Source organism: Yersinia sp. 2466 StPb PI, assembly GCF_041538325.1.
GTDB classification, from domain to species: domain Bacteria; phylum Pseudomonadota; class Gammaproteobacteria; order Enterobacterales; family Enterobacteriaceae; genus Yersinia; species Yersinia enterocolitica_E.
In genome coordinates this window covers 2,322,417-2,346,225 of sequence record NZ_JAULSL010000001.1, presented here as the reverse complement: position 1 = coordinate 2,346,225, position 23,809 = coordinate 2,322,417, and the positions used below count along the sequence as shown (strand labels likewise).

The following is a 23,809-nucleotide window of genomic DNA, read 5'->3' as shown; positions in this document are numbered from 1 at the left end:
CGGTTTTGTTGGAGATAACATGCGCACTTTGTGGCGAATTATTGCTGGCTTTTTCAAGTGGACCTGGCGTCTGCTTAATTTCGTCAGGGAATTTATTCTTAATCTGTTCTTAATACTGTTAATTTTAGTCGGTGTGGGTATTTACCTTCAGTTCCAAAGTAAACCAGCAGAACCGGTTAAAGGCGCGCTGCTGGTAAATTTAAGTGGCGTGGTGGTTGATCAGCCCGCGGTAAACAATAAATTACGTCAATTGGGGCGTGAGTTCTTAGGGGCATCCAGTAATCGCCTACAGGAAAACTCGCTGTTTGATATTGTCGAAACTATTCGTCTGGCAAAAACCGATAAAAATATTACCGGTTTGGTGCTGTCACTGAGTGATTTTACCGGTGCCGACCAACCTTCATTGCAATATATAGGTAAAGCGCTGCGGGAATTCCGTGACAGCGGTAAGCCAATCTATGCAATTGGCGATAGCTATAATCAAACCCAATACTATTTAGCCAGCTTTGCTAATAAAATCTATCTATCGCCACAAGGGGCGGTCGATCTGCATGGTTTCGCCAGTAATAACCTCTATTACAAATCGTTGCTGGAAAAACTTAAAGTCACCACTAATATCTTCCGGGTTGGCACCTACAAGTCCGCGGTTGAACCGATGATTCGTGATGATATGTCACCGGCTGCACGTGAAGCAGACAGCCGCTGGATTGGTGGGTTATGGCAAAATTATCTTACTGCTGTTGCTGCCAACCGGCAGTTAACGCCAGAGCAACTGTTCCCAGGTGCCGCGGGTGTTATCAGTGGGTTGCAAGCCGCTGGCGGTTCTCCGGCAAAATATGCGCTGGACAATAAACTGGTGGATACATTAGCGTCACGCCCTGAGGTAGAAACCGAGTTGGTTAAAACCTTTGGTTGGGATAAAAAGAATAACGACTTTAATTACGTCAGTATTTATGACTATCAACCGGTACCTACACCACAGCAGGGCGAGCAGATAGCGGTTATTTTTGCTAACGGCGCCATCATTGATGGTCCGCAAACTCCGGGCAACGTGGGTGGCGACTCGCTGGCAGCACAGATTCGCCAGGCGCGTTTAGATCCAAAAATTAAAGCCGTAATTCTGCGAGTAAATAGCCCTGGGGGCAGTGTCAGCGCCTCTGAGTTGATTCGTTCAGAATTAGCGGCGTTACGCGCAGCCAATAAACCCTTGGTGGTATCGATGGGGGGAATGGCGGCATCGGGTGGGTATTGGATCTCCACACCCGCTAACTATATCGTTGCCAGCCCGAGCACCCTTACCGGCTCGATTGGTATTTTCGGCGTGATTAATACCTTCCAAAATTCACTGGAAAGTATTGGTGTTCATACTGACGGCGTAGCCACGTCGCCATTAGCCGATATTTCGATTACTAAAAACTTGCCGCCTGAGTTTTCGCAGATGATGCAAATTAATATCGAAAATGGCTACAAGACCTTTATTGACCTGGTCGCAACTTCACGTCATAAAACCCCTGAACAAGTGGATCAAATCGCACAGGGCCATGTGTGGCTTGGGATTGATGCTAAAAGTAACGGTCTGGTGGATCAGTTAGGTGACTTTGATGACGCGGTGAAGAAGGTCGCGGAGCTGGCACAACTGAAAACCTGGCAGTTGAATTGGTTTGTTGATGAGCCGAGTCTTAGTGACTTGATTTTCGGCCAAATGAGCGCATCGGTACAGGCCATGTTACCCGCCGCCATTCAGGCTTGGATACCTGCCCCGCTATCTGCTATGGCGCAAGCCGTGAAAGAGCAGCCAAGTTTACTCAGTACATTGAATGACCCGCAGAATCGCTATGCGTTATGCCTAACCTGTGGTGATGTCCGCTAGAAAATTAATCAAAATACTCCGCCCGGCACCCGCCGGGCTTTTTTTCCTCGCCAGTCTCCCTATAATTCACTCATCTTATTCAGTACTACTTTTCAGGCCCTCATGCTTATGCAGAAGAAATCTATTTATGTTGCCTATACTGGCGGTACCATCGGTATGCAGCGCTCGGAACATGGATACATCCCCGTATCCGGCCATCTGCAACGCCAACTTGCGCTGATGCCTGAGTTCCATCGTCCCGAAATGCCTGATTTCACTATCCATGAATATGCGCCATTAATTGACTCCTCAGATATGACACCCGAGGACTGGCAGCATATTGCCAACGATATTGAGCAAAACTACGACTTATACGACGGCTTTGTTATTTTACATGGCACAGACACCATGGCATTTACAGCCTCGGCCCTGTCATTCATGTTAGAAAATCTGGCCAAGCCAGTGATTGTTACCGGCTCTCAGATCCCGTTGGCAGAGTTACGCTCTGATGGGCAAACCAACTTGCTTAACGCCCTCTATCTGGCCGCGAACCACCCAGTGAATGAAGTCAGTCTGTTCTTTAACAACAAATTATTCCGTGGCAATCGCACCACTAAAGCCCATGCTGATGGTTTTGATGCTTTTGCCTCCCCGAATCTGTCAGTACTGCTTGAGGCTGGTATTCATATTCGGCGTATGGTGTCGGTCGAGTCACCAGCCAATAATGGGCCATTGATTGTCCATAACATCACCCCTCAACCGATCGGTGTGGTGACTATTTATCCTGGGATATCCGGCGCGGTGGTGCGCAACTTCCTGTTGCAGCCCGTTAAAGCCCTGATTTTACGTTCTTATGGTGTGGGAAACGCACCACAAAAAGCCGAGTTACTGGATGAGTTAAAAAATGCCAGCGAGCGAGGTATTGTGGTAGTCAATTTGACACAATGTATTTCCGGTAGAGTCAATATGGAAGGCTATGCAACCGGTAATGCATTGGCCCACGCCGGTGTTATCAGTGGCTTTGATATGACGGTCGAGGCCGCACTGACAAAACTACATTATTTATTGAGTCAATCTTTAACCCCTGAAGACATTCGCCGGTTAATGCAACAAAACCTGCGTGGTGAACTCACTGACACTAACTGATCCGGTGGAATATCAATGAATGCGGCACTGCTTTTAATTGATTTACAAAATGACTTTTGTCCGGGAGGGGCGCTGGCTGTTACTGAGGGTGATCAGGTTATTGCCATTGCCAATCAAGCTATTGATGCCTGCCTTAGCAAAAAGATACCTATTATTGCCAGCCAGGATTGGCACCCTGCCGGGCACCGCAGCTTTGCCGTCAATTCAAATGCGGAATCGGGTACCGTAGGTGAGCTGGATGGGTTACCACAAGTTTGGTGGCCAGTGCATTGTGTGCAAAATGAGCCAGGGGCCGCCTTACATCTGCAATTGAAACAACACGCAATTGATGCCACGTTCCGCAAAGGCCAAGATCCTGATATTGATAGCTACAGCGCTTTTTTTGACAATGGTCGGCGAGCAAAAACCCCTTTGGATGAGTGGTTACGGCAGCAAGGGATAGATCGTTTGTTCATTATGGGGCTGGCAACTGATTATTGTGTGAAATATAGCGTCTTGGATGCATTAGCTCTGGGTTATCAAACAACGGTCATCAGTGACGGTTGTCGCGGGGTCAACCTACAACCGCATGACAGTCAACACGCCCTAAATACGATGCATAAAGCAGGGGCAAGCTTACAAACACTGGCACAGTGGCTGGCTGAAATAGATTCAGCAAGCAAATAACTGGCAATAAAAATAGCACCAACGGAGCCTCACCCGGCTCCGTTGATTTTGATAAATCTTGTGGGTAACAGCCCTATTCTGGCTTCAGTTTTACCAATGTTGGCTGGCTGAATTGCTGTTTCAATTCTTGCTTGGTTTTCATCACAATTTGGCCATCAGTGCCAATACTCATATGCTGAGCATCCTCATTGTGACGGGCTTGCCATAGCATTACCATTTGCAGACTATTCTCTTTCTGCTCAGGTGTCAGTGCCACACCATCCGGCCATTTACCCAACTCAACCGCTTGCATCAAACGTTGATAAATTTCAGGTGTCATCACTGAAATCAGGTCTTCAAGCTCCATCAAAGTATCCTTAGCAAAACGAATAATAAGCTGAATCGATTTTTCAACATGCATAATCGTTGAGTATCAACCGGCAATCTGCTCGCCATTCTGGTCATCAACAAAATTCAATGACGCCGAGTTCACGCAATAGCGCTCGCCCGTAGGCTGCGGCCCATCGGGGAAAACATGGCCTAAGTGAGCATCACAATTACCACAACGAATTTCAACTCGAATCATATTGTGTGAATTATCATCAATATAGCGGATAGAGTCATCTTTGATAGGTTGGTAAAAACTCGGCCAACCACAGCCAGAGTCAAATTTCGACTCTGAGATAAACAAAGGTTGATGACAACACAGACACTCATAGATGCCATCGCGTTTGTTATGCAGCAATTTGCCACTAAACGGGGCTTCTGTCCCGCGCTGCTGGGTGACATGACGCTGAATATCGGACAGTTTCTCAATATCGGGTGTAGAGTTCAGTTCTTTAGCCATTTGTGCGGTTCTCTGGCAGGGAATAAAGTCAACGAAAACAACGTTTAATAATAACAAAAAATTAACAACAAAGCAGTTAAAATTGTCCTAAACTGTATGCCATCAAAGTGACAACCGCATATACCCTTTATACTTGACGCGGCAGGGTTGTTAGCTACGCTCATTCACCCGAATCACTTACTAATGTAAGCTCATCGGGATTCGTTCGCTAGCTGCCTACCTGCAACGCCAATCATTTTGGGTATAAATGCGATAAAAATCGCAAATATTACCGATTCTCACTTTAAACTGAATAATTCGCCCCAATATAAAAATGAGGCTAATCGTATCTGGAAACGCGTGATTAATGTTCGATCTAACGTCGTTGGTTTGATTTGTAGCAATAATTGACACGATTCCGCTTGACGCTCGGCAAGGTTTTTGTAATTTTACAACCAACCTTTTATTCACTAACAAATAGCTGGTGGAATATATGACTATCAAAGTAGGTATCAACGGTTTTGGCCGTATCGGTCGCATTGTTTTCCGTGCTGCTCAGGAACGTTCTGACATCGAAATCGTTGCAATCAACGACCTGTTGGACGCTGAATACATGGCGTACATGCTGAAATACGACTCTACCCACGGTCGTTTCGACGGTACTGTAGAAGTAAAAGACGGCCACTTGGTTGTTAACGGTAAAACCATCCGTGTTACCGCAGAGAGAGATCCGGCTAACCTGAAGTGGAACGAAGTTAACGTTGACGTTGTTGCTGAAGCAACTGGCCTGTTCCTGACCGACGAAACAGCACGTAAGCACATCGCTGCCGGTGCTAAGAAAGTGGTTCTGACTGGTCCTTCTAAAGATGACACCCCTATGTTTGTTATGGGCGTCAACCACAAAGAATACGCGGGTCAGGAAATCGTTTCTAACGCTTCTTGCACCACTAACTGCCTGGCTCCACTGGCTAAAGTTATCAACGACAAGTTCGGTATCGTTGAAGCGTTGATGACCACTGTGCATGCAACTACTGCAACGCAGAAAACTGTTGATGGCCCGTCTCATAAAGACTGGCGCGGCGGTCGTGGCGCATCCCAGAACATCATCCCTTCTTCTACTGGTGCCGCTAAAGCAGTTGGTAAAGTTATCCCAGCACTGAACGGCAAACTGACAGGTATGGCGTTCCGCGTTCCTACTCCTAACGTTTCAGTTGTTGACCTGACTGCACGTCTGGAAAAACCAGCTTCTTACAAAGAAATCTGTGCTGCTATCAAAGCGGCTTCAGAAGGCGAGCTGAAAGGCGTTCTGGGCTACACCGAAGACGACGTTGTTTCTACCGATTTCAACGGCGAAAAACTGACTTCAGTATTCGATGCTAAAGCCGGTATCGCGCTGAACGACAACTTTGTGAAACTGGTTTCTTGGTACGATAACGAAACTGGCTACTCAAACAAAGTTCTGGACCTGATCTCTCACATCTCCAAGTAATAATGGATTGATGTAGATTTCTGCCAAAAGCCACCTTCGGGTGGCTTTTTTATTTGTAGCTATAATAAATTGCGCAATATCAATTATTCACCACTACGGTGTCGTCCATTTGCTACAAGATTTACAGCCTGTGATATTATCGAGAATCTGAAATTCAAAGGATCCCTGCTCCCTTTCCCATAAGGCCAAACGAATGAACGAGAAAGTATTCACCCTACCTGTTGTTGAACAAATTTCGCCTTACATCAGCCAACGCCAACTGGATGAATTGCCGGTAGTGGTGGTTTCTCATCCGAAGGTGCGTGCCGCAGTAAGCCTACAAGGCGCTCATTTGCTGGCCTATCAACCTAGCGGTGAGCAACCTATCATTTGGCTGAGCAATAACACGCCGTTTAAAGATGGCGTCGCTATTCGTGGTGGCGTGCCAATCTGTTGGCCTTGGTTTGGTCCATCAGCACAACCTTCTCATGGTTTTGCCCGTCTACTGCCATGGACTCTCAGTGCCCATGATGAAAACGAGAATGGAGTTATCCTGACCTTCACACTGGAAGACAGTGATGAATCCCGTAAATACTGGCCGCATGCCTTCACATTGATTGCCCGCTTCAAGCTGGGTGATGAGTGCGAAATGGAGCTGGAATCACACGGTGATTATCAGGCAGTAGCCGCGCTACATACTTACTTCCAGATTGGCGACATCGACCAGATTAAAGTCAGTGGCCTGGGTGAGAAATACTTCGATAAAGTGCTAAAAATTGCCGATGCCACACAACAAGGCGATTTAGTGTTTAACGGCCAGACTGACCGTATCTACACACAACCCGAAGCCTATAGCTTGATCAAAGATGCGGCGCTCAAACGCACCATTGAAGTACATCATCATCACCAAAGTGATGTAGTGGCATGGAATCCAGGTGCAGAGTTGTCTAGTAGCATGGTTGATATGCCAAACGAGGGTTTTAAAACCATGGTTTGCGTGGAAACAGCGCGAGTGAATAAGCCGTTGGTGGCAACACTTGACGCCCCGGCGCGTCTTGCCATGACCATCCGTAGCCGTAAAAATAGCTAACGTTCCAGATGTCGTTAGGCACAAAAATGGGGCGCTATGCCCCATTTTTTATGGCTCAACATTACCGCGTCATTAATTAGCGGAAAGTATAGGTCACGCCAGTCCACAACACGCCGCTGTAAGATGCATCAACCATTGGGCTATTTTTCACTTCACTGGCCAGGCGCACATAGCGGCCGGTAAAGAACGCATTCCAATTCGGATTGATGTTGTAGTTCACCGACAACTCAAGATATGGCGACCAGCTATCACTTGGGTTGTATTGCGCCAAGCCACTACGGGCAGATTCAGCACCGCTCACGCCATAGTAATAACTGTTTTGATCACCACTGTTCCAGTTAAAACCTACCCCCGGCGTCAGCGTCCAGCTATCGACGTTAAAGCGGTAAAGGTAAGCCAAATCGCCGATAAAACCACCACTATTATCCAGCACATCGCCAGAGAACATAGCGCGCAACGTCCCCCAATCCTCAATATGAGAATATGACATCCCCGCCATCATGGTACTGCGGCGTTTATCCAACTGCTTCATCTGCTGATCATCACTGTCACCTGGCGTAAAGTGCAGCGGTAAGTAATAAGCATCGATTGATAAGCGATTATTGTCATCTTTCCACAGGTAATAACCCGCAGCTAAGGTACGGAAGTAGAAATTATCGCTTTCATAAGAAATGATAGGTACCGGATAGACACGGTCATTCTTACCCCGATAAGGGTCTGGGCTGACTAACGCAGAAGCCCCCAAAGACCAGGTCCCTGCCATTGCCGTCGGCATGCAAACGGCCGTAGCGACTGCTAAAGCAGCCAGTGTTTTTATTTGCTTGGCTTTTAAAGAATGTTTTTTCACGGATTAAATCCCATTGGTAACAAAATAATTAGTTAACTTAGTGTAAATCAATTGGTTGCCCGTGGCGAAATCTTTACACATGTCAGCCAGATATCGATATTGCTTGTATAACTTATCGCCGATAACCAAGAGGCTGACAACCTAAAAATTTACGTAGATTTGATTACAATAAAATATCGAGATATTCAAATAGATAAGTTCAAGCAATCATATACAAAACACTACCAATCTAATAATAAATAGATTTAATTACCAAATAATGGTTATTTATTGTTTGAGGGGTGGCAAATCTGTGGTCTGGCTTAACTTGACCTTTGGAGGAGACACGGCCATAACAATAAGGTAGTAGTTTCAAAATTTTAACCCAATAAAGCGCTACTACTATTTTATGTTCCCAACCATTCAAACAGGACGGGCATCGCTATGAACATATTTGATCACTATCGCCAGCGCTATGAGGCGGCCAAGGACGAAGAGTTCACACTCCAGGAGTTCCTCACAATCTGCCAGCAAGATCGCAGCGCGTATGCTAATGCGGCTGAGCGTCTGCTGATGGCTATTGGTGAGCCAGTCATGGTCGATACCGCGCTTGAGTCCCGCATGTCTCGACTGTTCTCTAATCGGGTTATCGCTCGCTACCCTGCTTTTGAAGAGTTTTATGGCATGGAGGAAGCCATAGAGCAGATCGTTTCCTATCTCAAACACGCCGCCCAAGGGCTGGAAGAGAAGAAACAGATCCTGTATTTGCTGGGTCCCGTGGGTGGTGGTAAGTCATCATTGGCTGAACGACTGAAAGCCCTGATGCAACGGGTGCCTATCTATATTTTAAGTGCTAACGGTGAACGTAGCCCGGTCAATGACCACCCGTTATGTCTGTTCAATCCGCAGGAAGATGCGGCGATTCTGGCCAAAGAATACAGTATCCCAAGCCGCTATCTCGGTACGATTATGTCGCCATGGGCGGCAAAACGCCTGCACGATTTTGGCGGTGATATTACCAAGTTCAAAGTTATCAAGGTCTGGCCTTCTATCCTTGAACAAATTGCGATAGCGAAAACCGAACCCGGTGATGAAAACAACCAGGATATCTCGGCACTGGTCGGTAAAGTTGATATCCGTAAACTTGAAAATCACGCCCAAAACGATCCCGATGCTTATGGTTATTCCGGTGCTTTATGCCGTGCTAACCAGGGGATCATGGAATTCGTCGAGATGTTCAAAGCCCCAATTAAGGTGCTGCACCCACTACTGACCGCGACACAAGAAGGGAACTATAACGGAACCGAGGGGATATCCGCCCTGCCATTCAGCGGTATAATTCTCGCGCACTCTAACGAATCCGAGTGGGTAACATTCCGTAATAACAAGAATAATGAGGCATTCCTTGACCGTGTTTATATTGTCAAAGTGCCTTATTGCCTGCGGGTATCAGAAGAGATCAAGATTTACGACAAACTGTTAAATCACAGTGAGTTGACCCATGCGCCTTGTGCACCTGGCACGCTGGAAACGCTGGCACGCTTCTCGATTCTCTCAAGGATGAAAGAGCCAGAAAACTCCAGTATTTACTCTAAGATGCGGGTGTATGACGGTGAGAGCCTGAAAGATACCGATCCTAAAGCCAAGTCTTATCAGGAATATCGCGACTACGCTGGGGTTGATGAAGGTATGAACGGCCTTTCTACTCGTTTTGCCTTTAAAATCCTCTCCAGAGTATTTAACTTCGACCACGCTGAGGTGGCTGCTAACCCGGTGCACCTATTCTACGTACTGGAACAGCAGATCGAACGCGAACAATTCCAACAAGATGTTGCGGAGAAATATCTCGAACACCTGAAAGGCTATTTAATCCCGAAATATGCTGAATTTATTGGTAAAGAGATTCAAACCGCCTATCTGGAGTCTTACTCTGAGTATGGTCAGAATATTTTTGACCGTTATGTTATCTACGCCGATTTCTGGATTCAGGATCAAGAGTACCGTGATCCTGACACCGGGCAACTGTTTGACCGTGAATCACTGAATGCTGAACTGGAGAAAATTGAAAAGCCAGCGGGTATCAGCAACCCGAAAGATTTCCGTAATGAAATCGTCAATTTTGTGTTGCGTGCCAGAGCCAATAACAATGGCCGTAATCCAAACTGGACCAGTTACGAGAAGCTGCGCACGGTTATCGAGAAGAAAATGTTCTCTAACACCGAAGAGTTACTGCCGGTTATCTCCTTTAATGCCAAGACCTCAACGGATGAGCAGAAAAAACATGATGATTTTGTCGATCGGATGATGGAGAAAGGCTATACCCGTAAGCAAGTTCGTTTGCTGTGTGAATGGTATCTGCGGGTGAGAAAATCGTCATAACCCATTTACCGATTCACTACGGAATCGTAGGTATAGACCCAATAGATTTCACGTTGTAGCAAGGCGGCAACTGAACGAAGCCCCAGGAGCTTAGTCTACTAAGTGACTGGGGTGAGTGATGGCAGCCAACACAGCTACCGCGTGAAAGATGCAGGGACAGTGACAAAGTCGTTTGGGGGATATATGGGCTACTTTATTGACAGACGACTTAACGGCAAGAATAAGAGCATGGTCAATCGCCAGCGCTTTTTGCGCCGCTATAAGTCGCAAATTAAACAGTCGATTGCCGATGCCATCAATAAAAGATCAGTTACTGATATTGAGAGCGGCGAGTCAGTTTCGATACCTATTGATGATATCAATGAGCCGATGTTCCATCAGGGCCGTGGTGGGTTACGCCACCGGGTACATCCTGGCAATGACCATTTTGTCACCAATGACCGAGTGGAGCGCCCTCAAGGTGGCGGTGGAGGCGGCGGCAGTGGTCAGGGTAATGCCGGTCAGGACGGTGAAGGCGAGGATGAGTTTGTCTTTCAGATTTCCAAAGATGAATACCTCGACTTACTGTTTGAAGACCTTGCGCTGCCCAATCTGAAGAAAAATCAGTATAAGCAGTTGACCGAATTCAAAACCCATCGTGCGGGTTATACCTCGAATGGCGTGCCCGCCAATATCAGCGTGGTGCGCTCACTGCAAAACTCACTGGCGCGTCGTACCGCCATGACAGCCAGTAAGCGCCGTGAGTTACGCGAATTGGAAGAAACGCTGAACGTACTGGAAAACACGGAACCAGCACAATTGCTGGAAGAAGAACGTGTACGTAAAGCCATTGCTGAATTAAAGCAAAAAATCGCGCGGGTTCCGTTTATCGATACCTTCGATTTACGTTATAAGAACTATGAACGGCGTCCTGAGCCATCCAGCCAGGCGGTGATGTTCTGCCTGATGGATGTGTCAGGTTCGATGGATCAGGCCACCAAGGACATGGCAAAGCGCTTCTACATCCTGCTTTATCTGTTCCTGAGCCGTACCTATAAAAACGTTGATGTCGTGTATATCCGTCACCATACTCAAGCGAAAGAAGTTGATGAGCAAGAATTCTTCTATTCGCAGGAAACCGGCGGAACAATTGTCTCCAGTGCCCTGAAATTGATGGAAGAAGTGGTTCAGGAACGTTACGACCCAACGCAGTGGAATATCTATGCAGCCCAAGCCTCAGACGGTGATAACTGGGCCGATGATTCACCACTGTGTCATGAGTTACTGGCCCAAAAGCTCCTGCCAATGGTGCGTTACTATAGCTACATCGAGATAACCCGGCGCGCACACCAGACTCTGTGGCGGGAATATGAAGACTTACAGGCAAAATTTGACAACTTTGCCATGCAACACATCCGAGAACCTGAAGATATCTACCCGGTATTCCGTGAGTTGTTCCACAAACAAACCGTTGATAATTAATACTAAAATTAGCCGGTCAACTTTTTCCATGACAGGAATGGTTTCCCGGCTTTTTCATGGGCTAAAATTGCCACTACGACCTTATTTTCAGAGTTGAATCGATGAAATGGCATGATGGATTACGACAGCCCGGTGTATTAGCCGCATTAAGTGCTGCGGTGCTGTTTGGTGCTGGAACCCCGCTGGCAAAACAGTTACTCAATACGGTCAGTCCATGGCTACTGGCGGGCCTGCTCTATTTTGGCTCAGGTGCCGGTCTGGCGCTCTATCGTCTGCTCACCCAAGCAACAGCCGTGAGCCTACCTCGCAACGAACGGCGGTGGTTTATTGGTGCCATTACGGCTGGAGGGATTGTTGCCCCGGTTCTGCTGATGATAGGGCTAACGGGTATGCCTGCATCTGGCGCATCATTATTGCTTAATGCCGAAGGGGTATTTACCGCCCTACTGGCCTGGTTCGCGTTTAAAGAGAATTTTGACCGTCGCATCGCCCTTGGCATGATAGTGATTGTGGCCGGTGCAGCTATTTTAAGTTGGCCGGGTGAAGCGCGTTTTGCCGGATGGTGGCCAACACTGGCAATTCTGGGTGCTTGCTTTGCCTGGGGGATTGATAACAATCTGACCCGTAAGGTTTCATTGACGGATGCCACCTGGATTGCGTCAGTCAAAGGACTGGTTGCCGGTATCGTCAATCTCGGGCTGGCTTTTGTCCTCGGCGCAACATTGCCACCACTGACAAATCTGGCCGGTGCCCTTCTGGTAGGATTTTTTGCCTATGGCGTGAGTTTGGCACTCTTTGTTATCGGCCTGCGCCATCTTGGCACTGCTCGTACTGGTGCTTATTTCTCTATTGCCCCATTTTTAGGGGCTGTATTGGCCGTTATTATGGGTGACACTGTCACTATACCACTCGTCGTGGCGGGTCTCCTGATGGCTGTAGGGATCGCATTGCATCTCACTGAACAGCATGCCCATCAGCATATCCATGATGAATTGCTGCATGAACATGAACATCACCATGACGCACATCATCAACATGCACATGATTTCCCTGTGACAGTCGGTGTGGCGCATAAGCATCGCCATCAACATCAGCCACTGGCACACTCTCACCCGCATTACCCGGATTCACATCACCGCCACAAGCATTGAGTCGGTATAACTTGCCGCGTTACCCGCGGCTCAGCTATGCAAAGGCTTGGCTATTGGTCTTCGAGTTGGCTAAACCGCAACGCCAGATGATCAAGCACACTGCGAACAGACGGCAGTAATCCCCGCCGTGATGGATATACCGCATGAATAATCTCATGGCGTAATACCCAATCCGGTAATAAGCGAATCAGCGTTCCGGCCATCAGTTGATCTGCCACCATCATAACCGGGAGCTGTACTGCCCCTACACCACTCAGTGCTGCGCTACGAAGCGTTGTCATGTCGGCCGTCACCAATCTGGGTTGGTGATAAATCGCGGCATGCGCGCCCTCTGGCCCGGCTAAATGCCAGATAAATTCTTGGGGCGCGCGGCCCAAGCCAAGACTTGGCCAGCTAGTCAGATCTGCCGGAACATTGACGATACCTTGTCGTGCCACCAAATCCGGGCTGGCCACCAGACACTGACAACGGTTACCCAACACCTTCAACACCAAATCACTGTCTTGCAACGGCGGTGGCCGAACCCGAATGGCAATATCAATGGCTTCAGCAATCGGGTCCACTTGTCGATTGGTCGATTCAAGATAAATCGTCACCAAAGGACAACTGACCATGAAATCCGCCAGCATGGTGCTAACTGTGGCCTGTAATAGCGCCACTGGGCAGGTGATGCGCACCACACCACGGGGTTCTGCCCGTGTTAAGTCAATTGATTCCTGAGCGGCGTTGGCCTCTTCCAGCATCGCTTTACAGTGTTCGTAGTAGGTACGCCCCACCTCGGTAACCGCAAAACGGCGGGTTGAACGCTGAATTAAACGCACGCCCAATCGCTCTTCCAGCAATGCCAGCCGTCGGCTCAGTTTTGATTTTGGCAAACCCAATACCCGCGCGGCAGCACTGAATCCACCGTGTTCCACCACTTCTGCGTAATAGTAGAGATCATTAAGATCTTGCATAACCTGCCTCTGTATTACTTGCCAGAGATAACGTCATCATTGTTCTGATAATAGAACAGTGATAACTAATTTTGCTATCTACTGCTTAAATTATCCTAATTATATACTTTATCCAACATGAAGCCCGGCCAGAGGTTGTGCCGGGCTGCAATACCTCATTGATGATGTTTGTAAGGAGTTTACGATGAAAAAAGTTCAAGGTATTTATCGCGCACCTCGCCAGCATTGGGTGGGAGATGGTTTTCCGGTTCGCTCACTGTTTTCATATCAAAGCCATGGTAAACAGCTCAGCCCGTTCCTGCTGCTGGACTATGCCGGGCCGATGGATTTTACCCCGACCAAACATCGCCGGGGTGTCGGGCAACACCCGCATCGTGGTTTTGAAACTGTCACCATCGTTTATCACGGCGAAGTTGAACATCGTGACTCCACCGGCAAAGGCGGCGTTATTGGCCCTGGTGACGTGCAGTGGATGACGGCAGGTGGCGGGATTCTGCATGAAGAGTTTCATTCAGATATGTTCGCACAACGTGGCGGTGCCTTTGAAATGGTGCAATTGTGGGTCAATCTGCCCGCAAAAAACAAAATGGCAGATCCTGGTTATCAGGCCATTCGCAGTGAAACTATTCCTCAGGTAGTGCTAGCTGAAGATGCTGGCAGCCTGCGGGTGATAGCCGGTGAGTATGCAGGTAAAAATGGCCCTGCTCAGACATTCTCACCACTAAACGTCTGGGATATACGGCTGAATCAGGGTAAAAGTACGGAATTTTCACTGCCTATTGGCTGGAACACGGCATTAATTGTGTTGCGTGGTACCGTATTGGTCAATGGCGATGCCGTTGCCCGCGATGCCGAAATGGTATTACTGGATGCGGCTGGCAGCAATGTAACTATTGAGGCCAATAATGATGCAGTGCTGTTGCTACTGAGTGGTGAGCCGATTGATGAACCTATTATCGGTCACGGGCCATTTGTGATGAACACTCAGCAGCAGATAATCGAGGCCATCGCTGATTTTAACGGTGGTCGTTTTGGCTCAATGGATACCCACTCATAACCCTTTATCTATCCGCCATTGCCTGACGAGGTTTTTGTCAGGTAATGGCCGGTTACCTTCCAGCAAAGCATCCCCCCGTTTAAAAATAGACCTTAGTCGGAAATAGATTGATTGCTGTCACGTGCCAGCAATCAATCCCACATTTAGCTATCTGGATATCGACTAAACTTAATATTACTTATTCCTCTATTTATCACTGGCTGATTAACACAATGATGTTCATGGTGTGGACACAGAGCGATGTATTGAAATACCACCAGCTTAAATAAGACGGCCGTATTTTTTTAATCTTGATGCTATTAATTCGTATTGGAATATTTGTCATTTATCCTATTTTATTTATTTAAAAATAGTGCTATCCAATGGTTACAGTGGTAATTCATTTACGTAATACGACTGCCAAGCGCTTCTTTTACATAGGAATTCATCATGAAGCCCAAAAAAACAGCAGCATCGCAGGATGCCACGCAGTCTGAATACGACGAAAGTAGTGCGTTATTAAGTGCATTGGACCGCTCATTAGCCATCATTGAGTTTGATCTCAACAGTCGCATAATTGCGGTTAATCAAAACTACCTTGATTATTTTGGCTATCAACGTGATGAAGTCATTGGTCAACATCATCTTATGTTTTGCCATCCACAATATGCCAGTAGCGACGAGTATCAGACACTGAAGAAATCTTTACTGGCGGGGAAGTCCGTTGAGGGCCGTTTTGAACGATTGCACAAAGACGGATCCACGGTCTGGCTGGCCGCCATCTATCAACCGGTACCAGGCCCAGGGGGTAGCGTTACCCGGATGGTGAAAATTGCTAAGGACATTACTTTTTTAATTGAGCAACAAAAAGCCACTCAAGAGTGGGTAGAACTTTTAACCCAATTAACTGATCGCAGCGACAGCGCAATGTTTATTGCCGCTAATAGTGATCACGGGCAACAAGCAGTTTATATTAATCAAGGTTTTACTAAGTTATTCGGTTATACACCCGAACAGGCTCTGGGCCAGAGCATGGTCGATTTACTCCAGAGTGCACATCCTGAACAACTGGGGTTAATTGATTCCACTTCGCCAAATTCACATCAGCAATTACTACCCAAAGAGTTGTTCTACAGCAAAGACAAACAGCCGCATTGGTGTTCCGCCATTATCAACTCGCTAGTTGATGAGCAGGGTAAACCGAGTTATAGCATTGGTGTGTTGACTGATATCACGCTGACCAAAATGTATGAAGTGTTGCAATATAAGGTGCTGGAAGCACTGGTTAAAGAGCTGCCACTGGAAGAAGTGATGTCTTTGCTGTGCCGCGAAGTTGAGCGGATTGCCCCCGAGGTGACCGCCAGTATTTTGCAAGCCAGCGGGCACAACTACCTCAGCCATCTCGCAGCACCCAACCTACCCCTGATTTATACTGCGGCGCTGGCCTGTGTGCCTATTGGCCCGGTATCTGGCTCATGTGGCACCGCCGCATTTCGTAAAGAACCGGTTGAAGTCCATGATATTGCCACTGACCCATTATGGGAGAACTATCGGCACCTAATTCTACCCCATGGTTTGTTAGCTTGTTGGTCGACGCCTATTCTGTCAAGCCAGGGGGATGTTCTGGGCACATTTGCCTTTTACTACAAAGAAGCGCAAGGCCCCAGCGAGTTCCACCATCAGTTGGTCAAATTAATCGCAAATTTGTGCTCATTGGCGATGGAACGGGAGCAATCACGTCAGCAAATTCAGCATTTGGCTTTTTATGATTCCCTAACTGGTTTGCCTAACCGCACTCAGTTTCTGGTTTATGCCAAACAAGCTATCGCCCTTGCCGCTGAAATGGATTACACGCTGGCAGTATTAATCATTAATCTGGACCGTTTTAAACAAGTTAATGATTCACTCGGCCTGGCCGCCGGTGATGAATTACTTGCCTTGATTGCCCAACGGTTGCGCAACGACATGCCAAAAAGTGACATTATCGGCCGCTTATCGGGCGACGAGTTTATTATCATTTTAGCCCCCTGCACCATGCAGCAGGCTACCGTGAAAGTTGAGAAAATGCTCAGTCTGCTGTCTCAGCCCTGTCAGATAGCCAACGTCAATATTATTCCTTCGGCCAGTGTCGGGATCAGTTTGTATCCTGAGAATGGTTTAGAAATGGATGCGCTGATGAATCACGCCGACATTGCCATGCATAAAGCCAAGAATATGGGACATGGTCATTTCAATTTCTTCAGTGCAGAGATGAATAATCTCAATCAACAGCGCCAGGATATGGAAGATGCTCTGCGTCATGCATTTCATATCGGGTCTCTTGAGTTATTTTATCAACCACAAGTGATGTTAAAAGATGGGCACCTATATGGTGTGGAAGCCCTTAGTCGCTGGGTTCACCCCATACTGGGGAACATTCCTCCACAGCGTTTTATTCCTATTGCTGAAGAGTGCGGGCTGATCAACGAACTGGCTCTGTGGGCGATTGAGACGGCTTGTCAACAGTTGGCGGACTGGCGTTTACGGAGTATTGATGTGCCCTCGGTTTCAGTGAACTTATCGCCGACCAATTTCCATAATCCAGGCTTGCCGGACATGATTTTACATATCTTGCAGCATTACCACTTGCCGCCGCAGGATCTCACGCTGGAAATCACCGAAGACATATTAATTGCAAATAATCCGGCGATTTTTGCCACTATAGAAAAAATTCATCGACTGGGCGTGCGTTTATCAATGGATGACTTTGGTACCGGCTATTCCAGTCTGAGTTATCTGCGCCATTTGGATCTTGATGAAATCAAACTGGATAAAAGTTTTGTCCATGATCTTGAGCATGACGAAACCAGCCGAACGTTAAGTGAGGCGGTGATCCGTATTGGTGAAAGTTTGCAACTATCAGTGATTGTCGAAGGGGTAGAAAACGAGGCGCAACGTACATTATTGAGCCGCCAAGGTTATCAAATAGGCCAAGGTTTTCTTTTTTCCGAGGCATTACCTGCCGTGAAACTAGAACAGTGGTTAGAGCATCGCACGACTAGTAGCAGTAGCTAATCAATAACAAGAGATTAATTATTAGTTGTAGTACCCTATTAGTCGATTTAGAACACCAATAGGTGACATTGTCACTATCGTTTGGTTGGCTATGGCTAACCTTTTCATTCGTCGATAAATTCTTTATTCTTGTCGCCTTTGCAATCTGGATGTTGTTTTTTTGTTATGCAAAAATTTCTTTTTCTGCTGTTAAGCCTGATTCTGCTCGGCCCATTGGGCATCGACCTCTACTTACCCACGATTCCCGCGATAGCCAAGGGGCTAAACAGTAGCGAGTCGCTGATTCAATCCACTATTGCCTTGTTTATTCTGGTACTGGGTATTGGTCAGCTGATTGCTGGGCCATTAGTCGATAAGTATGGGCGTAAACCCATAGCCATCATCGGTATTATTCTCTACATGCTGGGGGCCGCGATGGCTGCACTGGCAGTCAGCCCGCTGATGTTTGTCAGTTCTCGCCTGTTACAAGGTGTCGCTGTTTGCTGTACTGCGGTGGTGGCATTCAGTGGGGTGCGTGACCGCCTCAACGGTAATGAGGCCGCGCGCGCTTTTGGTTTCCTTAATGGGACGTTAAATATCGTACCCGCATTGGCCCCCTTGCTCGGTGGTTTATTGGCGGAAGCCTTTGGCTGGCGCGCCCCATTCTGGTTCCTGGCGTTATATGGCTTGCTGGTATTAATTCTGATAATTATCTTCCTGCCAGAAACACGGCCAGCGGGTACCCAAGCCGTTAAGGGCTTGCCGATAAAGAACTATCTGCGCATCTTACGTGATGACCGTTTTCTGATTTTCGCACTGGTGAACGCGGGCGCTATGGGCATGGCCTTAACTTATGTCTCGCTGGCACCCAACGTATTGATGGTGGGCGCAGGACTCAGTCCATTACAGTTCTCACTGGTGTTCGGTGCCAATGGCTTTTGGATCATGGCGGTCAGTTTTATTGCTAACCGTATTATCCAAAAAATCGGCCGCCCTACCTGCCTGATGACCGGCAGCCTGTTGATGGCGCTGGGGTGTCTGGGGTTATTATTTGGTCTGACGCAACTGTCGGCAGAAATACAGCAACACTGGCTGGTGTATATGTTACCCGTTGCCAGTGCCTGTGCCGGTTTAGCCTTTATGATGGGGCCAGCCACCAGTTATGCATTGGAGCCCTATGCCAATGAAGCCGGTGTCGCCTCCGCGCTGGTGGGTTTTGTGCAAATGGCCGGGGGAGCTGGATTAGGCTTGCTGGCAATGTCCTTACCAATTGAGCCTAAATTATCACTCGCCATCGTAATGCTGGCAGGGTGTCTACTGGCTTGGCAGGCACGCCGTGCCAGTAAGCATGTCCGTGGTAACTTGCAGAAAATAAACTAAAAACAACCTAAGTGCGCTCGGTGATGACGCTAACGCGACTCGCCAGTGCACACATCAACTCATACCCCACGGTGCCTGCCGCCGCCGCCACATCATCGATAGGCAGATTATCCCCCCAGATCTCAACTTTACTCCCCATTTGCGCCTGCGGACAGGGTGTCAAATCTACGGTTAGCATATCCATTGAAATCGACCCCACCGTATGAGTCAGTATGCCATCCACCCTGATGGGCGTGCCGCTGGGAGCCAGCCGTGGATAACCATCAGCATAACCGCAGGCGACGACACCGATGCGCTGTGTGCCTGTGGCACTGTAGCGGCTGCCATAGCCAACACTGTGCCCTGCTGAGAGCGTCTGTATGGCGATAATTTCGCTGTGCAGCTCCATTACCGGGCGCAATCCAATGCCAGCGATATCGCTTACATCGCCACTGGGTGACGCGCCATAGAGGATAATACCTGGCCGCACCCAGTCAAAGTGGGTTTCAGGATTGCGCAATATTGCCGCCGAGTTGGCAAAGCTGCGCGCAGCCACCAGATGCCCACTGGCCTGCTGAATCTGCGTGAATTGCTCGCTGGCACCAATATGGTTATCTGCATTGGCAAAGTGGCTCATTAGCGTCACCTTGCCGATGTTATTTATACTGTTAGCCCATTGCCAGATGGCCTCTGCCTGCCCGATGGGAAAACCTAAGCGATTCATGCCGCTATTAAGTTTTAAATAAATATCGAGTGGTGTGCTCAGCCGCGCCGCTTTGATGGCGTCAAGCTGCCAGTCACTGTGTACCACGGTGGTTAACCGGTAGTGGTCGATCAGGACTATATCTTGCGCACGAAAGAACCCCTCAAGCAGCAAAATTGGCCCTTGCCAGCCCTGTTCACGCAACATTATCGCTTCATTTAAATCCAATAACGCAAAACCATCGGTTGCATCCAGCCCTTGCCAAATGCGGGCCAGACCATGGCCGTAGGCATTGGCTTTTACCACTGACCAAATTTTAGCGGCCCCGGCAAGACGGCGAACAATACTGAGGTTATGGCGTAAGGCAGATAAATGAAGCGTAGCGGATATCGGGCGAGGCATGCTTTTTCCTTCTTGGGCGGTATTCAATTATTTACAGCCCGCCAGTGGGCTGTAATGATCAATCGGCGCCTTTTAGCGCACAGGGTGAATGTCGTGTAAAGGCGTGATATTCAGTGGCCGAAAGCCCGCGCTATAACGCGCGACAGATAAATCATCCGCCAGAATCGCTGGGCGACGCCCATACATAATATCAGCCAATAATTGACCCGACCCACAGGCCATGGTCCAGCCCAAGGTGCCATGGCCGGTATTCAGATAGAGATTCTTAAGCGAGGTTCGCCCGACAATGGGCGTACCATCAGGTGTCATCGGGCGCAGCCCGGTCCAGAACGTGGCCTGACTGATATTGCCCCCATGAGGGTACAAATCACCCACCACCATTTCCAGCGTCTCACGACGTGCTGGTGCCAATTGAGTATTAAATCCAACGATTTCCGCCATCCCCCCAACCCGAATCCTGTCATCAAAGCGCGTAATGGCAATCTTGTAGGTCTCATCCAGCACGGTGGAGAAAGGTGCCGAGGCCGGATCTGTAATAGGAATAGTGAGTGAATAACCTTTTAGTGGATAAACAGGAATCGAGACCAACCCGGCTAACAGCTCCGTAGAGTAAGCGCCGAAGGCCACTACATAGGCATCAGCGTTAATAATATCGTCGCCACACAGCACACCGGCGATTTGGTCACCGTCCACCAGCAATTTATCCACCGAGCGATTGAACACAAACTTAACCCCAGCCCGCTCGGCCATTTGGGCTAAGCGTTCAGTAAACAGTTTGCAGTCGCCAGTTTCATCATTAGGTAAACGTAAACCACCGGTCAGTTTATGTGCTACTTTCGCCAATGCCGGTTCCACTGTTGCCAGTTGATCAGCCGTTAGCAGTGAATATGGCACCCCCGCATCATCTAACACCGCAATATCCTTGGCGGCGTTATCAAATTGCTGTTCGGTACGGAACAGTTGCAGTGTTCCCCCCTGACGGCCTTCATACTGAATACCGGTGTCTTCACGCAGCTCTTTTAAACAGTCGCGACTGTATTCTGCCAGACGCACCATACGGCTTTTGTTGAGCATGTAGTGGGAAGTGTCGCAGTTTCTCAGCATCTGCCACATCCAGCGTAGCTGGAAGCTGCTGCCGTCAAGGTGAATTGCCAACGGCGCATGGCGTTGGAACATCCATTTAATGGCTTTCAGAGGAACCCCAGGCGCAGCCCAAGGTGCCGCATATCCCGGAGATATCTGACCTGCGTTACCGGCACTGGTTTCCTGCGCGGGCCCCTGCTGACGGTCAATCACCGTAACATCATGCCCGTCTTTGGCTAAGTACCAGGCACTGGCTACCCCCACCACACCGCTTCCTAAAATGACAATGCGCATACCTTCCTCCCCCCAAACAACACCTAAAGCATAATATTCTGTTGACAGAATATTAACTCAGCAGAAAAATCTAGCCAACATATTAATGCCAGGTCGTGACTTAATTCACAATTAATTTACAATGCAATTACTTTTCAGTTCAATAGCGTTAGGAAAATAGCGATAAGATGCTATTTTTGCCCAATTAAACGTCTAAAAGGAGAGAAAGCGCCATAATACCCACAATTAGCAGCATGAATAATTGGCATGTTGCGCAAGACTCTTTTACTAGTTTTATATTCCACAATTAGACCAATAAATCAGAATAATAATCTATAAAATACAATTAATCGTACAGACTGATACGACAGCAATGATTCTGGTACGAACCGGCAGTCAACCTACCTGTTGTTTGAAAGATGGCGGATATTCATTGACATAAGGTCTTGCCATGCCTCAACTTGTTAATCTTGAGCTAGGATTATTGAAGTGACCAGTATTTTGCAGGGTTATAAAACCGTGAGGATGCGCTATGACAACTTCAACACCGAAACAAACCGCGCAAGATAAGCGCCTGACTGACGGCCCAGACTGGACATTTGAATTGTTGCAGGTCTATCTGGACCAAATAGACCGGGTGGCAAAACATTACCGGCTAGATACTTACCCCCACCAGATAGAGGTTATTACCTCCGAACAGATGATGGATGCCTATTCAAGTATCGGTATGCCTATCAACTATACCCATTGGTCTTTTGGTAAGAAATTTATCGAAACAGAGCAAAAATATAAGCACGGTCAGCAAGGATTAGCGTACGAGATTGTGATTAACTCCAATCCTTGCATCGCTTATTTAATGGAAGAAAATACTATTACCATGCAAGCCTTAGTCATGGCTCACGCCTGCTATGGACATAACTCTTTCTTTAAGAATAATTACTTATTTCGAGCCTGGACCGATGCCAGTTCGATAGTGGATTATTTGTTGTTTGCTCGTCATTACATCAGTGAATGCGAGGAACGTTATGGGGTGGAAGAAGTAGAGCGGCTACTCGACTCCTGTCATGCCCTGATGAATTATGGGGTGGACCGCTATAAACGTCCGCAAAAGATCTCTTTAGTGGAGGAAACCGCCCGGCAGAAAAGCCGCGAGGAGTATCTGCAAAGTCAGGTCAACTCGTTGTGGAAAACCCTACCGCGCAAGGATCGAGGGGAAGTCCAAGCCCAGGCTCAACGCTATCCCAGTGAACCGCAGGAGAACCTGCTCTATTTCATGGAGAAAAATGCTCCGCTGTTGGAGTCATGGCAACGCGAAGTGCTGCGAATAGTCCGCAAAGTCAGCCAATATTTTTATCCACAAAAACAGACACAAGTGATGAATGAAGGTTGGGCCACCTTCTGGCATTACACCATTCTTAACCATCTGTACGATGAGGGTAAGGTCACTGACCGCTTTATGATGGAGTTCTTGCACAGCCACACCAACGTTGTGTATCAACCGCCGTATAACAGCCCTTATTACAACGGTATTAACCCGTATGCCCTTGGCTTTGCCATGTTCCAAGATATCAAGCGTATTTGCCAATCACCGACGGAGGAGGACTATTATTGGTTCCCGGATATCGCCGGTAAAGATTGGTTGGATACGTTGCATTTTGCCATGCGCGACTTTAAGGATGAAAGCTTCATCAGCCAGTTCTTATCACCGAAAGTAATGCGTGACTTCCGGCTATTCACCGTGCTGGATGATGATAAGCATAACTATCTGGAGATTTCAGCCATTCATAATGAAGAAGGTTATCGGGCTATACGTAATGAATTGTCTGCTCAATATAACTTGAGTAATCACGAACCAAACATTCAGGTATGGAACGTTGATCTGCGCGGAGACCGCTCCCTGACCCTGCGCTATATTCCTCATGATCGGGCACCACTGGATAAGAGCCGTCAGCAAGTGATGAAACATATTCACCGGCTATGGGGGTTTGATATTCATATGGAACAACTGAATGACGATGGCTCGATTGAGCTACTCGACAGCGTGCCGCCAAGAGCCAATAAGCTCTAGCACAGGGCAGACGAGGTGGATAACCGCGCGAGCTATTGCGCTACATCTTGCCATG

18 protein-coding genes are annotated in these 23,809 nt (G+C 47.9%); 12 read left to right on the top strand and 6 right to left on the bottom strand.

Annotated features, from left to right (window positions below; genetic code table 11):
* Positions 1-19 precede the first annotated feature (19 nt).
* The 3 genes from sppA (at position 20) to pncA (ending at position 3,661) form a co-directional block, all read left to right on the top strand.
* On the top strand, positions 20-1,870 hold the full coding sequence (sppA, locus tag Q2T72_RS10595; RefSeq protein ID WP_083158964.1) for a signal peptide peptidase SppA: 1,851 nt from the start codon (positions 20-22) through the stop codon (positions 1,868-1,870).
* A gap of 108 nt (positions 1,871-1,978) precedes the next feature.
* Entirely contained in the window at positions 1,979-2,995 is a 1,017-nt protein-coding gene (ansA, locus tag Q2T72_RS10590; protein WP_083158965.1) for an asparaginase, read from the top strand.
* Between the two features lie 15 nt (positions 2,996-3,010).
* Positions 3,011-3,661, top strand: a complete 651-nt coding sequence (pncA, locus tag Q2T72_RS10585; protein ID WP_083158966.1) for a bifunctional nicotinamidase/pyrazinamidase — start codon at positions 3,011-3,013, stop codon at positions 3,659-3,661.
* Positions 3,662-3,734: 73 nt separating this feature from the next.
* Here pncA and Q2T72_RS10580 read toward each other — a convergent pair whose 3' ends face one another.
* Both Q2T72_RS10580 and msrB read right to left on the bottom strand, forming a co-directional pair.
* The gene (locus tag Q2T72_RS10580; protein ID WP_083163662.1) at positions 3,735-4,007 is read right to left on the bottom strand and encodes a YeaC family protein; all 273 of its coding nucleotides are present in this window, start codon (positions 4,005-4,007) and stop codon (positions 3,735-3,737) included.
* A gap of 66 nt (positions 4,008-4,073) precedes the next feature.
* A complete protein-coding gene (gene msrB / locus Q2T72_RS10575) occupies positions 4,074-4,487 on the bottom strand; it encodes a peptide-methionine (R)-S-oxide reductase MsrB (protein ID WP_083158967.1) in 414 nt (137 codons plus the stop codon).
* A 472-nt stretch (positions 4,488-4,959) separates the two neighbouring features.
* Between msrB and gapA the strand changes: the two genes are divergently transcribed.
* Both gapA and Q2T72_RS10565 read left to right on the top strand, forming a co-directional pair.
* On the top strand, positions 4,960-5,955 hold the full coding sequence (gapA, locus tag Q2T72_RS10570; RefSeq protein ID WP_032819960.1) for a glyceraldehyde-3-phosphate dehydrogenase: 996 nt from the start codon (positions 4,960-4,962) through the stop codon (positions 5,953-5,955).
* 193 nt (positions 5,956-6,148) lie between these two features.
* The gene (locus Q2T72_RS10565; RefSeq protein ID WP_083158968.1) at positions 6,149-7,024 is read left to right on the top strand and encodes a D-hexose-6-phosphate mutarotase; all 876 of its coding nucleotides are present in this window, start codon (positions 6,149-6,151) and stop codon (positions 7,022-7,024) included.
* Between the two features lie 76 nt (positions 7,025-7,100).
* On the opposite strand, the gene Q2T72_RS10560 is transcribed toward Q2T72_RS10565, so the two are convergent.
* Positions 7,101-7,871, bottom strand: a complete 771-nt coding sequence (locus Q2T72_RS10560; RefSeq protein ID WP_372558945.1) for a MipA/OmpV family protein — start codon at positions 7,869-7,871, stop codon at positions 7,101-7,103.
* Between the two features lie 423 nt (positions 7,872-8,294).
* On the opposite strand from Q2T72_RS10560, the gene yeaG reads away from it, so the two are divergent.
* The 3 genes from yeaG to Q2T72_RS10545 all read left to right on the top strand — a co-directional run bounded on the left by yeaG (position 8,295) and on the right by Q2T72_RS10545 (position 12,841).
* Positions 8,295-10,229: a protein kinase YeaG gene (gene yeaG, locus Q2T72_RS10555; RefSeq protein WP_083158970.1), complete on the top strand. Its 1,935-nt coding sequence runs from the start codon at positions 8,295-8,297 to the stop codon at positions 10,227-10,229.
* 183 nt (positions 10,230-10,412) lie between these two features.
* Positions 10,413-11,690, top strand: a complete 1,278-nt coding sequence (locus Q2T72_RS10550) for a YeaH/YhbH family protein (protein ID WP_083163664.1) — start codon at positions 10,413-10,415, stop codon at positions 11,688-11,690.
* A gap of 101 nt (positions 11,691-11,791) precedes the next feature.
* Entirely contained in the window at positions 11,792-12,841 is a 1,050-nt protein-coding gene (locus tag Q2T72_RS10545; RefSeq protein WP_083158971.1) for a DMT family transporter, read from the top strand.
* Between the two features lie 50 nt (positions 12,842-12,891).
* Here Q2T72_RS10545 and Q2T72_RS10540 read toward each other — a convergent pair whose 3' ends face one another.
* Positions 12,892-13,797 carry a LysR family transcriptional regulator gene (locus Q2T72_RS10540; protein ID WP_372569137.1) on the bottom strand — a complete coding sequence of 302 codons (906 nt, stop codon included), beginning with the start codon at positions 13,795-13,797 and terminating at the stop codon, positions 12,892-12,894.
* Between the two features lie 184 nt (positions 13,798-13,981).
* On the opposite strand from Q2T72_RS10540, the gene Q2T72_RS10535 reads away from it, so the two are divergent.
* The 3 genes from Q2T72_RS10535 to Q2T72_RS10525 all read left to right on the top strand — a co-directional run bounded on the left by Q2T72_RS10535 (position 13,982) and on the right by Q2T72_RS10525 (position 19,246).
* Positions 13,982-14,854: a pirin family protein gene (locus tag Q2T72_RS10535; RefSeq protein WP_083158973.1), complete on the top strand. Its 873-nt coding sequence runs from the start codon at positions 13,982-13,984 to the stop codon at positions 14,852-14,854.
* A gap of 429 nt (positions 14,855-15,283) precedes the next feature.
* The gene (locus Q2T72_RS10530) at positions 15,284-17,887 is read left to right on the top strand and encodes an EAL domain-containing protein (protein ID WP_372569136.1); all 2,604 of its coding nucleotides are present in this window, start codon (positions 15,284-15,286) and stop codon (positions 17,885-17,887) included.
* A 165-nt stretch (positions 17,888-18,052) separates the two neighbouring features.
* Positions 18,053-19,246 carry a Bcr/CflA family efflux MFS transporter gene (locus Q2T72_RS10525; protein WP_083158975.1) on the top strand — a complete coding sequence of 398 codons (1,194 nt, stop codon included), beginning with the start codon at positions 18,053-18,055 and terminating at the stop codon, positions 19,244-19,246.
* 7 nt (positions 19,247-19,253) lie between these two features.
* Here the strand turns inward: Q2T72_RS10525 and dadX are convergent, their stop codons facing one another.
* Together dadX and Q2T72_RS10515 are read right to left on the bottom strand one after the other, a co-directional pair.
* Positions 19,254-20,330 (bottom strand): catabolic alanine racemase DadX, encoded by a 1,077-nt coding sequence (gene dadX, locus Q2T72_RS10520; RefSeq protein ID WP_372569135.1) that lies wholly within the window; start codon positions 20,328-20,330, stop codon positions 19,254-19,256.
* A 72-nt stretch (positions 20,331-20,402) separates the two neighbouring features.
* Positions 20,403-21,707, bottom strand: a complete 1,305-nt coding sequence (locus tag Q2T72_RS10515; RefSeq protein WP_083158977.1) for a D-amino acid dehydrogenase — start codon at positions 21,705-21,707, stop codon at positions 20,403-20,405.
* A gap of 511 nt (positions 21,708-22,218) precedes the next feature.
* Between Q2T72_RS10515 and Q2T72_RS10510 the strand changes: the two genes are divergently transcribed.
* The gene (locus Q2T72_RS10510) at positions 22,219-23,754 is read left to right on the top strand and encodes a SpoVR family protein (RefSeq protein WP_083158978.1); all 1,536 of its coding nucleotides are present in this window, start codon (positions 22,219-22,221) and stop codon (positions 23,752-23,754) included.
* The last annotated feature ends 55 nt before the right edge of the window (positions 23,755-23,809 follow it).